The 14,279-nt window shown below is 24.2% G+C and carries 8 protein-coding genes; all 8 read left to right on the forward strand.

The genetic code is table 4. The annotated features are described in order from the left end of the window. The first annotated feature begins 87 nt into the window (after positions 1 to 87). The 8 genes from D500_RS01610 to mip (D500_RS01645) all read left to right on the forward strand — a co-directional run bounded on the left by D500_RS01610 (position 88) and on the right by mip (D500_RS01645) (position 14,258). The gene (locus tag D500_RS01610; protein ID WP_239759480.1) at positions 88 to 1,053 is read left to right on the forward strand and encodes an ABC-three component system protein; all 966 of its coding nucleotides are present in this window, start codon (positions 88 to 90) and stop codon (positions 1,051 to 1,053) included. A gap of 2 nt (positions 1,054 to 1,055) precedes the next feature. Further along, entirely contained in the window at positions 1,056 to 1,283 is a 228-nt protein-coding gene (locus tag D500_RS01615; RefSeq protein ID WP_008364071.1) for an ABC-three component system middle component 6, read from the forward strand. After that, positions 1,274 to 2,983: a DUF2326 domain-containing protein gene (locus tag D500_RS01620; protein ID WP_239759469.1), complete on the forward strand. Its 1,710-nt coding sequence runs from the start codon at positions 1,274 to 1,276 to the stop codon at positions 2,981 to 2,983. The genes D500_RS01615 and D500_RS01620 overlap by 10 nt, the downstream gene beginning before the upstream one ends. A gap of 106 nt (positions 2,984 to 3,089) precedes the next feature. Continuing rightward, positions 3,090 to 3,791 (forward strand): hypothetical protein, encoded by a 702-nt coding sequence (locus D500_RS01625; protein WP_008364076.1) that lies wholly within the window; start codon positions 3,090 to 3,092, stop codon positions 3,789 to 3,791. 281 nt (positions 3,792 to 4,072) lie between these two features. After that, entirely contained in the window at positions 4,073 to 6,301 is a 2,229-nt protein-coding gene (locus D500_RS01630; protein WP_239759471.1) for a putative immunoglobulin-blocking virulence protein, read from the forward strand. A gap of 24 nt (positions 6,302 to 6,325) precedes the next feature. Then, on the forward strand, positions 6,326 to 8,971 hold the full coding sequence (gene mip, locus D500_RS01635; RefSeq protein WP_239759473.1) for an Ig-specific serine endopeptidase MIP: 2,646 nt from the start codon (positions 6,326 to 6,328) through the stop codon (positions 8,969 to 8,971). Between the two features lie 386 nt (positions 8,972 to 9,357). Further along, positions 9,358 to 11,595 (forward strand): putative immunoglobulin-blocking virulence protein, encoded by a 2,238-nt coding sequence (locus D500_RS01640; RefSeq protein ID WP_239759483.1) that lies wholly within the window; start codon positions 9,358 to 9,360, stop codon positions 11,593 to 11,595. A gap of 26 nt (positions 11,596 to 11,621) precedes the next feature. Next, positions 11,622 to 14,258, forward strand: coding sequence for an Ig-specific serine endopeptidase MIP (mip, locus tag D500_RS01645; RefSeq protein ID WP_239759476.1), 2,637 nt, complete (start codon positions 11,622 to 11,624; stop codon positions 14,256 to 14,258). The last annotated feature ends 21 nt before the right edge of the window (positions 14,259 to 14,279 follow it).

Consider the following 14,279-nt stretch of genomic DNA (forward strand, 5'->3'; position numbering starts at 1 on the left):
TTTTTTTATTTTGTATTTTATTAAAATAATTAATATAGTAATAATATTTTTTAACTTTAAAATAAAAATTTTTATAGGAGTTGTTAGATGCAAACAAAAAATTACATTGACAACATAATTATTAAATTACAAAAAATACAAGATGAAATAAAAGCGTTAAATAGTGCTAATCTTTATGATATTAATAAAATTGCTGAAAATGTTTTAGCAGAAATTCTTAATATCATTTATGATTGGTCTTTAATAAATGCAAATTCAATTCAAAATAATATGTCTGGTTTTGATTTAATTGATTATAAAAATAAGATTTTAATTCAAGTTTCAACAACCTTTACAAAAGAAAAATTACAAAGTTCTTTAAATAAAGAAATATATAAAGATTATCAAGGTTACAATTTTAAGTTTTTATCACTTATTAAAAATACTAAAAATAATTGAAATATTATTAATCCTTATAATCTGATTTTTGATTTAAAAAATGATTTAATTGATTTTGAAATTCTTTCTAATAAAATTTCATTCTTAAAACTTGATAAATTAGAAAAATTATCAAACCTTTTAGATAAAGAACTAAATGATAATTCTCTTATGCAATATAAAAACTTTAATGTTTCAATACTTGCTGATATTATTAATGAATTATCAAAAATTAATTTACGAAAAACTAAAGTTAGTATTCCTGAACCTATAGTTTTTAAAATACAAGACAAAATAAATAATAATGATTTTAAAAGAACTAAAGATACAATAAATGAATATTGAGTATTTAGTTCAATAATTACTAGTATTTATGATCAATTTGATAAACAAGCTAATAATAAAAGTTTTGCAGTTTTACAAAACATTAGACAAATATATCAAGATCAAGATGTGCAAAATAAGTACACTTCAGATGAAATTTATAATAACTGTAAAAATGAGTTAATATCTTTTATAAAAAATAGCACAAATTTAAAAGTTTTAGAGATTGAAAGTCTATCATTATACATTGATATAATATTAGTAGATGCTTTTATGAGATGTAAGATATTTAAGGGAATGGAGATTGTTTAATTATGTTAATACCAGATAATGTTCAACCAAAATTAACTGTTTATTATAATGCATCTTTAGTTTTAAAAGTGTTGTATGAACAAAATAATCTAGATATGGTTGATTTGTATGCTAATATAAAAAAAATAGATAATATTCCTTTTAATCTTTTTTTATTATCTTTAGATTGATTATATTTAACTGACAAAATTGATATAAATGATCAAGGAGTAGTTCATTTATGTTTATAAAAAGTTTAAAAATTTCTAAACAAAACGAGATTATAAGAAATTTAGAATTTAAAAAAGGTTTAAATTTAATTGTTGATAACACTTCTAGTGATGATTTAACTAAAACTGGTAATAACATAGGAAAAACTACAGTATTAAAACTAATTAGTTTTTGTTTAGCTGGTGATTCTAAAGATATTTATAAAACAAATGAAAGTAAAGATATAAATGATCCTGTTAAAGACTTTTTAGTAGATAATAAAGTTCTAATTACACTAGAATTAATTGAAAATATAGATAATCCATTTTCTAAAAAAATAGTTATTCAAAGAAATTTTTTAAAACAAAAAGAACAAATAATTAGAGTTAATAATAAAGATCTTAAAAACAGAAAAGAATTAACAAAAGAATTATTAAATATTATTTTCCCAAAACACAAATCAAAAAAACCTTCATTTAGACAAATTATTTCTCATAACTTAAGATATAATGATCAAAGTATTAATAATACTTTAAAAACTCTTCCAAATGCAAAAGATTCTCAGTATGAAATTTTAAATTTATTTTTATTTGGATTTAGTTTTTTAAAATCAGAAGAAGTTTTAAATCTTCAAGAACAGTTAAAACTAGAATATGATCATTTAAAAAAACTATTATCAAACAATCTAAATAAAGAAATCCTTGAACAAACTTTAGAAATAATTAAAAAAGAAATTAATGAGTTAAATAAGAAAAAAGAAACACTAAATATCAATGAAGATTTTAAAGAAAATTTAGATTCTTTTAATGAAATTAAACATCAAATTTCTGTTGTTTCAAGTAAAATTGCTTTATTAGAAATCAGAAAAAATACTATTAATGAATTTGTAGAAAAAATGAATTCTAATAGAAATTCTGTTGATCTAAAACAATTAGAATTAATTTTTAATCAAACTAATTTATTTATTCCAAAATTACATAAAACTTTTGATCAGCTAGTTGATTTTCATAATAAAATGCTAGATGAAAAAATCGCTTTTGCTAATAAAGAACTACCAGATGTTATTCAAAAACTAGTAACTTTTCAAAATCAACTAAATGATTTATTAAAAGTAGAAAAAGAATTAAGTGTTAAACTTTCAAAAGATGATACGTTTAAAGAATTAGATAAAATTATTGGTCAATTAAATGAAAAACATTATCAAAAAGGAGAATTTGAAACTAAGTTAAATCAGATTAATGACTCTGAAAAACTTATTTTAGATTTAGAACAAAAAATTAAAACACTAACTAATGAACTATATTCAGAAGAGTTTGAAGAACAAGTAAAAAATAGAGTTAAAGCTTTTAATACTTATTTTGTAAAAATGTCTCAGCTTTTATATAAAGAATGATATTCAATATCAGTTAACAAAAAAAATGAAAAAAATAAACCTATTTATCAATTTAGTTTAGCTGTATTAAATAATAGCTCTGGTAAAAAACAAGGTGAGATTATTTGTTATGATCTTGCTTATATACAATTTGCTGATCATTTTAATATTGATTGTTTACACTTTTTATTAAATGATAAAAAAGAATTAATGTCTGATAATCAATTATCTTTAATTAGCGATTATTTAGTAAATAGCAATGCTCAATTAATTATTTCAATGTTAAAAGATAAAATTCCTAGTGATGTATTTAAAAATTCTCATGTAGTTTTAGAACTTTCTCAAGAAGATAAATTATTTAAATTTTAATAATATTTTATTTACATATTAGAATCAAAAAATAAGCTTTTAAGCTTATTTTTTATAGTCTAACTTTTTAAATATATTACTATAATTATCTTATTTAAGGATTAGTATGAAAGAAATTAGATCAATTAGTTTATATGATATATTAAAATATTTCAGTTTAGTTGAACTTGATGAGTTTCAAAGTTCAAATGAGTATAAAAACACTACTAGTAAAGAAAAAGAACTGTTAGAAAATATTAAAAATGAAATTTTGAACAATCCTAAAGCTAATCTAAAAAAGCTTTTGGATAAATTAGATATATACAAATCAAATAATGATAACCTACTTGATCTAATTACTATAACAGAACAAAAATATTTGATAGGCTCAGATTTAATAGAAGACATTATTAAAAGGTATAAGATAAAAGATGGTATTATCAATACTGATAAATATACTAAAAAATCAACTCAGAGACATTTAAATTTTATATATCTAGTTATTCAAGATAAAATTTGCAATTTTTTATATGAATGTGAAAATGAATACGAACCATATGTAAATGATAATTTTTTAAACGCATTAAAAGAAATGCTTGATTTTACTAATTTTCATGAATTAATAAATTATATAGATAAAAGTTATAAGGAATTTAAACAAATTAGTAATAGTAGCAAAATTGGTTTTAAAAATAAAACTGAACAAAGAGGGTTTATCAATTTTTATATAATGACTACTCTTTTTTATTGTCAAATAAACATATTTGCAGATTATTTTGGTTGTTTTGATTTTAGTTATTTAACTTTATTTGCAAATAATAAAAAATAAAATGATTTAAAAGAAATTATTAAAAAATATAAAACGAGTTGAGAATATTTTATTTTTAATAATTTAGTTAAAGTAGAGATTATTTAGTTCTATATTTTTTACTTGTATGAAAAATTTTGAAATTTAAGTAGTTATTTGTAAAAAACTTGACAAGCTAATTTACTACTATATAAATATAAGAAAAGAAATTAACCTTATAGAAATATTGTTCTTAAAGTGTATTTCTTTAGTAATATATAATAATTTAGTACAAGAATATTTTTTGTGTTTTTAGGAGAAATATGAACTTATTAAAAAAGAAGAAAAATAAAATACTAGCATTTGCGATTATAGCTGGGTTAATGACTTCAGTAAGTTTGGGATCAACTGTTTTTTATTCAATAGCTGATAATTCTTTAGCAAGAGATGTTGATTCAACTAGTATAGTTGATGCTAACTTAGTTCCAATTAATGATATTGTTTCTCCTGATTCAATAAGATCAAATAGAGATAATAATATTAAAAAACTTGAAGGTAAAGACTTAAAACCAACTGTCAAAGATGAAGAAAAAAGAATTATAATTCCAGATAAAAAAGAAGAAAAACCAGAGACCGCAATTCCTGATACTAGTCATTCAACTCCATCACCACAAAATAAACCTAGAACTGAAACTAAAGTTAGAACTACTAGAAAAATTAACATAGCAGGAGCTGAAGTTGAAGCTGAAGTTGAAGGATATCCAGGTTTTAATGTTCTAGCTTATGATCAAGAAAGAAGAATTTCAAATCCAAATCCTTATACTAACATAACTGTTTCAAAGATCTTAAATGTTCAAGTTACTGAAGAGCTAAAAACAAATGTTGTTAATAATGCTTTGGGTGAAAAGGATGGGAAAGGTACTGGATTATTTAATAATACTTTTTTTAATGTAGCAACACGAGAACTAGAATCAAAAGAAAATTTAAGTACTATTACTGAAACTCTTAGAATGCAACACGGATATCAAGATTTTATACAACGTTATATTAAATTATTAGATTCACCTAATGTTGAAAAATTTTTAAAAGAAGATGCAAAAAAAGAATATCCATCTAAAAAAGCCAGTTTATCTAAAGATGAACTACGTGTTTGATTAATTTTAAATTTAGATAAAACTAAATTTACTAAAATGGCTTCTAAATCTGAAGCTTATTTAAAACAAGGTTTAACAATTGATCCTAGAAATGCATTTATTAATGAAGATGGCGAAATTGATTCTTATGGTTGAAATGTTCCTGATGAATTTAATACAGTAACTAGTCGTATGCAAAGAGATAATTCTACTAGAAGAGTATTTGGATACAATCAATGATATAGTAGATCATCTGATGATATACAAAATGGAAATTATCCAGGATGAGAAAAAGAAGAAGTGAATTTAGAAAGTGATCAAACTTTTAAAGCATATGGTATTAAAAACGATGAAGGATTTAAAATAACAAGATTAAAAAGAAAAGACAAGGTTGATACAAGTAAAGGTCAAATTAATGAAGGTATTGTTGTTGAAATTGATGCTTCTAATCCAAAAGGATATGAAAAATTAAAATCAGTAATAGAACAATTTAAATCAAAAGGCCAAGAAATTACTTCATATAGAATTAAAAATATGGGTGCTAATGATAGTGGTCAAAAATTTGGTGAAATTTTAGCTGCATTACCAGATAAATTACCACAATTAGAACTATTTTTCTCTGATAGAGATCCAAATACAGCAAGTTTAATCCATCTAGAAAATAAAAAAATTAAAGAACTATCTTTATATACTGATGGAAACTCATTAAAACGAGCTTGATCATTTAATCCATTATCATTTAGAAATACTGAATGAATTAATACTATTGATTATAATGTTAGTGCACAATATGGTAGAGGGCAAAAAATATATACAAGAGTCACTTTTAATACTTTAGCATTTGATGAAAAAGATTATGAAGATGGAAAATTACAAAGAATAAATGATGGTTTAAGAATGGCATATTATGCTAGAAATAATGAACCAATTTTTCAAGGTGGTCATGGTGCAGGATTAGATCCTGATACTAAATTAGGTGATAATAGTTATCCAACTGGACTAGATTTTTCAAGAGTTACTCAAATTAAATCATTAAAAGGATTAATATTTAATGATACTCAAAATGCAGGGAACGGGTCTAGAAATATTACTGAGTTAACTTTATATAATAATGGAGAAGTTTTTGAAATTTCAGCTGATGAATTAAATAATGCAAATATGCAACATTTATCAACTGGAGGTAGTCCAATTCCACCAAAACTATATTTTAGTAATGGTTATGCTACTCAAAAAATGAGAATTACAGGAAACGGATTAACTGATATAGGTCTTGAAAACTTATCTAAGTACTTTGCTTATAATGACGCATTTAAAGAAAAGAAAACTATTCAAGTAGATTCAAACAATTCAGAACTAGCAAATAAACTAAAAAGTTATGGATATAATGTTGAAAATGCTACAAACACAATTATTACATAATTAGTAGAGGAGTTTTTATAATATATGATTAAGAAATTATTAGTTTCGCTTGGTTCTATTAGTTTAATCTCTACTAGTATATTAGTAGTTGCTTGTGGAAATAAATTAGGTAAAGATGATAATAAACCTTTAAGTAACTCTGCTTTTGCTAACCTAATAAATAAAATAAATAACTCAGATGATTTAGAAAAATTGGCTGATTTATCTTTTAATTTAGGTAATAGAAAAGTTAATAAGAATGAGATCCTGCCATCATTACTGGAAAATAATTCTAAAATACTATCAGTTATTTTTAAAGGAAGTAATAAAAATAAGATTATTGTAACTGTTAATAATGTAAGTACACAAAAAGGCGAAAATAGTAATATTTCAAATATTCAAGGTGTTGCTGATGTTTCTCTAACTTTTACTAACAGACACACTAATAAATCTATAGATAGAAGAATTACCTTTACAGGTTTACAAAAAAATGGTGGAGCTGATGAGCATGGAAGAATTATAGGAAATCAGTTTGCCTATTTTGGTGGTGAAAAAGGTTTTCAAGAATATCTAAAATTAGATTTATTAAAAAGATTTGATTATGATAATGAGAGATATATGAATATCTTAAAAAGTTCATTAAATGTTGACTCAAAAAATAAGGTAGAAGATATTAAAAAAATACGTGATATTGATATAACAGAAGAACAAATCAAAACCTTTAATGAGAAGGCTAAAGCTGTTAGTTTTGATGAATACTATAATGCTGCTTTAAAAGGATTTACTGTACCTGTTTATGAAAATAATAGTAGTGAAGTTAAGCTAAAAGTAAATGATGGACCAGAAACTGGAAAAGGCTCTTCAGTTATTGATTCGATTGGAAGAGATCCAAATCGAACTAATGGATTAGCTAGAACTATTACAAATGAAACTTATAAAAATATTGCTACTCAAACTTTTCAAGTAACTTTTAGTTCTCCTAATAAATATGAAGAAGAAATATCTGAAGCTGAAGAATTTATTCAAAAAATTAGTTCGTGAAGCAAAGAACAATTTGAAGCTTATATGGCTATTCAAATTAGAACTCTAGAAACCAATTTTAATTATCAAAATTCTGAAATTGAAAGAGAAATTAAAAATAGTGATGTAAATCTGTACGCTGGTCATATTGATAAGTTAAAAGAAAACCAAAAGCAATTAAAGGAAAAATTTGAAAAAGAAAAAGCAGAATTACAGGCTTATAATCAAGAAAAATTAAAAAAATGACAGCAAGATGAAATAGATAAGTACAAGAAAAAAGCAAAAGATGAAGATGGTAAAACATTTAGACCAACTAGTGGTACTATGTGAATACTAGATCATCAAGTTTCATCTAATGGAACTGGTTCTAATAAATTCTATTTTGGAACTAATTCACACGTTGCTAAAGCTATAACTGATAAATTATCATCAATGTCATTAACACGAATTGATAAGAGTGTGGGTGTTGGACAAACATTAAAATTAAATTCATTAGATCCTAATTTTAAAACTTTCCATTTTTCAGATAATTTAAAAGAAGCAATTGATGTAATTTTTCATGCAACTGATTTTATAGAAGAAGACCAAAGACCTACTGAATTTCTAGAATCTAAGCAAAAGGAAAAATTTAAAAAAACTGGAATATATGCAGATTTTGCAGTAGTTGAAATTGACTTTGATAAGTTATTAAAAACATATAAAGAAAGTAATGGAAATACATCAAATAATAATTTCTGAGTTCAAAAGCAAGGACAACCTATAACTGATACCTATAAAGGTAAAGATATTAAAGAAATAGTATCGGATATAACAAATGATTATGCGAGTTTAGATGAAAGCAAAAAAGTTAAATTCAAATCTACTTCATATTTAGAAAAAGAGCAATATCCAACAATTGAACGTATGATATCTTTTGATCCAAATAATAAAACTGATTTAGATAAATTTAATAATTTAGAAAGTCTATATATACTAGGTTATCCGTCTGCTAAAGATGATTATTATTTTGATAAATATGAAGATCAAAATCAAGAAGCAATTAAGAAACTTGACTTCTCATTATGAACTAATAGCGATCAAAGGTACTATAATCAAGCTGCAAGAAAAGAAGGGTATCCACAAAAATATCCAGATTATTTACTAGATAAAGGTGAATTTTTATCATATCAAATAGGATATAGATCATTTATAGACAAACCTGGATTAACTGATGCATTTATAGCTTCAAGTAGAGTTGGAAATAAACTATACAAATTAAATGGTAAAGAATATTTCCAATATGGATTACAAATAATGCCTAGATTTTATGCACCAAGTGGTGGAGCTAGTGGTTCTAGTGTTAGAAATAATAAAAATGAATTAATTGGAGTTTTCCATGTTGCCAATGGTTCAGCTAAAACTGGATTAGCTACAGTATTTAGATCACCAGGTTATAACTATCAAGGATTATTTGGAAAGTATAATTTAGTTGAGTATGATTTAATTTATGGTGGAGCAAAACATCAAATTAATTCTTATAGATATTCTTTATATAGAAAATATAGAGATAAGCCCGATTTTAAAACAGCATTGTTTGAAAAAGGTTTAGATAGACAAAAAGGAATTCCAGATAAATTTAAGTTTAAAGAAACTAATTTTTCTAAGGAACATGATAAATATTTTAAAAGATAAATAGATTATTTTACAAATTATAAGTTCATTTGCTTAATAAGTAATTGAACTTTTTTAGTATAGAAAGAGAAATTTTTAATAAAAAGTTGTCTTTTTTGTTCTAAACATATTAATGAAATAAAACAATAATATACAAGTCACATAAATTTGATCATATTGTTTTTATAAATACAAAAATTAGTTTTATTTGATTTCTAGTTCTAGTTATATAGTTCTAACTATTACATTAATATTAAATTTATATAGTTATTTAATAAAAAATCATTCTAATTGAAAATATTCAAGAATTAAATATGTGCATAAATAGATTTTCAGATATTATTTTTTTATTTTTTAAAAATTACTATAAAATAATTTAGCATATTATTCTTTTTTTGGAGGAATTCATGAATTTATTAAAAAAGAAGAAAAATAAAATACTAGCATTTGCAATTTTAGCTGGATTGATGACTTCAGCTAGTTTAGGATCAACTGTTTTTTATTCAATAGCTGATAATTCTTTGGCAAAAGATGTTGATTCAACTGGTATAGTTGATGCTAACTTAGTTCCAATTAATGATGTTATTTCTCCAGATTCAATAAGATCAAATAGAGATAATAATATTAAAAAACTTGAAGGTAAAGACTTAAAACCAACTATTGAAGATGATAAAAAAAGAATTATAATTCCAGATAAAAAAGAAGAAAAACCTCAACCAGCAATTCCTGAAGTAAATCATTCAACATCAACTCCAATCGATAAACCACGTGTTGAGAATAAAGTTAGAAAAACTACAAAAATTAAAATTGCTGGAACTGAAGTTGAAGCAGAAGTTGAAGGATATCCTGGTTTTACAGTTCACGCATATGATCAATCAAGAAGAATATCTAATCCAAAACCTTATACTAATCAAATAGTTTCAAAAATTTTAAATGTTGAAGTTACTGAAGATTTAAAGAAAAATGTTATTAGTAGAGCTTTAGGAAGTGATGAAGGTAAGGGAGAAGGTTTATTTGATAATACTTTATTTAATGTTGCAGCAAGAGAATTAGAATCAAATGAAACACTTACAACTATTACTCAAACAGCTAAAATGCAATATGGATGACAAAGTTTTATTGAACGTTATATTAAATTATTAGATTCAGGTAATGTTGAAAAGTTTTTAACAGATAAAGCTAGAGCTCAATATCCAGAAATGAAATCTAAACTACCAAAAGATGAATTACGTGTTTGATTAATTTTAAATTTAGATAAAACTAAATTTACTAAAATGGCCTCTAGATCCGAAGCTTATTTAAAAGAAGGTTTAACAATTGATCCTAGAAATGCATTTATTAATGAGAATGGTGAAATTGATTCTTATGGTTGAAATGTTCCTGATGAATATAATACAGTAACTAGTCGTATGCAAAGAGATAATTCTGAAAGAAGAGTATTTGGATATAATAGCTATCATAGTAGAACTTCTTATGATATTGAAAATGGAAGTTATGAAGGCTGAAATGCAACTAAAGTAGATCTAAAAAATGATCCTGTATTTAAAGAATATAATATTGATGAAGATGCAGGAATTAAAATCACTAAATTAGAAAGACAAAATAAAGTTGAAGAAAAAAATGGTCTTATTAATCAAGGTGTAGTCGTTGAAATAGATGCTTCTAATACTAAAGGATATAATAGATTAGAAAGTTTAATTAAAGAATTCCAATCAAAAGGTCAAAAAATTACTTCTTATAGAATTAAAAATATGGGTGAAAAAGATAGTGCACAAGCATTTGGAAAAATTTTAGCAGCACTACCAACAGAACTACCACAACTAGAACTATTTTTCTCTGATAGAGATCCAAATACTGCTAGTTTAATTAATTTAGAAGATAAAAAAATTAAAGAACTATCTTTATATACTAACGGAAATTCATTAAAACAAGCTTGATCATTTAACCCACTGTCATTTAGAAATACTGAGTGAATTAATACAATTGATTATAATGTAAGTTCTGAGTATGGAAGAAATGCTAAAATTTATACAAGAGTGACATTCAACACTTTAGCATTTGATGAAAAAGACTATAACAATGGTGATTTACAAAGAATAAATGATGGTTTAAGAATGGCATATTATGCTAGAAATAATGAACCAATTTTTCAAGGTGGATTTGGTCCTGGTTTAAGTCCTGATACTAAATTAGGAGATAATAGTTATCCATCTGGTTTAGATTTTTCAAGAGTTACAAAAATCAAATCATTAAAAGGATTAGTATTTAATGATACTCAAAATCCAAGTAATGGATCAAGAAAAATTACAGAATTAACTTTATTTAATGATAAAGATTACTTTGAAATTTCACTTGATGAATTAAGTAAAGCAAATATGGAACATCTTTCAACTGGTGGAAGTCCAGTGCCACCAAAACTTTACTTTAGTAATAGATCAACTACTACAAAAATGAGAATTAAAGCAAACGGAAGTTCTCAGTTAGATCAGTCAGTAATAAATAATTTAAATAGTTACTTTTCTTATAATGAAGCATTAAAATCAAGTAAAACTATACAACTAGATGATGCAAATTCACCTTTAGCTCAAAGTTTAAAAAATTTAGTGTATAACATAGAAACTTCATCAAATAACATAATTACTTAGTTGGATTTAGAAAGGCAATTAATTGTATGCTTAAAAAATTATTAACTATACTTAGTTCAGCTACATTACTTTCTTCTAGTTTATTAATAGTTTCATGTAGTAATAAACTAGGTAAAAGTAGTAATAATAGATTTTTAACTGAACAAGAGTTTAATAAAATAATAGATAGCATTAATGATTCTAATGACTTAGAAAAATTAGCAGAATTATCTTTTAATAATGGTAGAAATAAAAAAGATCAAATATTACCTTCTGCTTTACAAGATAATTCTTCTATATTATCTGTTAAATTTAAAGGTGATTATAAAGATAAAATTAAAGTAACTGTTAATAACGTTTCTACAATTAGTGGTCAAAATTTAAACTTATCTAATACTCAAGGAACTGCTGAAGTTTCATTAACTTTTACTAATGTTTCTAATGGAAAATATTTAACTAAAAAAATAATGCTTTCTGGTTTGCAAAGAAATGGTGGAGCAGATCAACATGGAAGAATTGTTGGTAATCAATATGCATATTTTGGTCCAGGTGATGGATTTGAAAAGTATTTAAAAATGGATCTTCAACAACGTTTTGATTTTGATAATAAAAAATATATAGAGATTTTAGAAAGAACTCTACAAGCTGATAATAAAAACAAACTTGACACTATTAAAAAACAAAGAGGAATCACTATTAAGGATTCTGATATAGAAAAATTTGATAAATTAGCTAAAGATGTCAAATTTGATAGTTATTATAATGCTGCATTAAAAGGATTTACATTACCAGTTTATAGTGATAACGGAGAAGTTCAAGGTTTAAAAGTTCTAGATGCTCCAGAAATAGGAAAAGGTCCTTCTATTATTGATTCACTTGGAAGAAATCCTCATAGAACTAATGGTTTAGCCAGAACTATTCCAAATGAAATATACAAAAATATAGCTACTCAAACATTTCAAGTAAGTTTTAGATCTCCTAATCTATATGAAGATGAAATTGAAGAAGCAACAGAATTTATTACAAAAATACGTAGTTGATCTGATGAGGAATTTAAATCTTATATGGCTATTCAAATTAGAAATTTAGAAATTGAATTTAATTATCAAAATGATCAAATAGACATAGAATTAAAAAGTACTAAAGAAGAACAATATCCTGGTCATATTAAACAATTAAATGATAAAAAAGAAGAATTAAAGAAGAAATTTGATGAGGACAAAAAGAAATTAGAAGGTTATAAGAAAGACGATTTAACAAAGTGACAAGAAAAGGAAATTGAAAATTATAAAGAAAAGGCAAAAGATCAACAAAACATATCTTATAAACCTATTAGTGGGACTATGTGAATTTTAGACCATCAATTGCCAACCAATGGTAATAATTCTAATAAATTTTATTTTGGAACTAATTCACACGTTGCTAAAGCTATAACTGATAAACTATCATCAATGTCACTAACTAGAATAGATAAAAATGTTGGTGTAGGACAAACACTAAGATTAAATGCTTTAGACCCTAATTTTAAAACTTTCCATTTTTCAAATTTTAATAAGGATGCTGTTAATGTAATATTTCATGCCACTAACTTTATTAAAAAAGAACAAAGACCTACTGAATTTTTAGAGCCTAGCCAAAAAGCAAAATTTAAAGATACTGGAATATATGCTGATTTTGCAGTAATTGAAATTGACTTTGACAAACTTTTAAGCAAATATAGTAGTGGTTTAGAAACAACTAATAGTGATTTTTGGATTGAGAGCGAACAAAAACCTATTACAGAAAAATATAAAAATAAGAAAATAAAAGATTTAGTAACAGAAATTACTAATGGTTATGCAGATTTAAATGATAAGGATAAGGTCAAATTCAAATCATCATCTTATTTAGAAAACAATAACTATGATTCAATTAATCGTATAATTTCACTAAATCCAGATAATCAAGAAGAACTAAAAAAATTTAAGGAATTAGAAAGTTTGTTTGTTTTAGGTTATCCTTCTGCTAAAGATGATTATTACTTTAAAAAATATGAAGATGAAAACCAAGAATTAATTAAAAAAGACAACTTTTCATTATGAACAAATAGTGATCAAAGATATTATGAACAAGTTTCTAGAAAAGAAGGATATCCATCTAAATTTCCAGAATATGTATTAAATAAAGGTGAGTTTCTATCTTATCAAATAGGATATAGATCATTTATAGATAAACCTGGATTAACTGATGCGTTTTTAGCTTCAAGTAGAGTTGGAAATAAGTTATACAAATTAAAAGGTAAAGAGTATTTCCAATATGGATTACAAATAATGCCTAGATTTTATGCACCAAGTGGTGGAGCTAGTGGATCTAGTGTTAGAAATAATAAAAATGAATTAATTGGAGTATTTCATGCTGCTAATAACTCTGCAAAAACTGGTTTAGCTGCTGTGTTTAGATCGCCAGGATATGATTATAAAAAACTATTTGGTGATTATAATTTAGTTGAATATGATTTAATTTATGGTGGAGCTAAGCATCAAGTTAATTCATATAGATTCGAGTTGTTTAAAAAATATAAAAATGATTCAAACTTTAAAACAGCATTATTTAGCAAAGGATTAACTAGAGAGTTAGGTATCCCTCAAGAATTTAAATTTAAAGAAAATAACTTTAATGAAAATCATGAAAGTTACAACAAGTAATTTAGGTAAAATTATATTTTA

It is taken from the genome of Mycoplasma feriruminatoris, from assembly GCF_000327395.2.
GTDB lineage: Bacteria > Bacillota_I > Bacilli_A > Mycoplasmatales > Mycoplasmataceae > Mycoplasma > Mycoplasma feriruminatoris.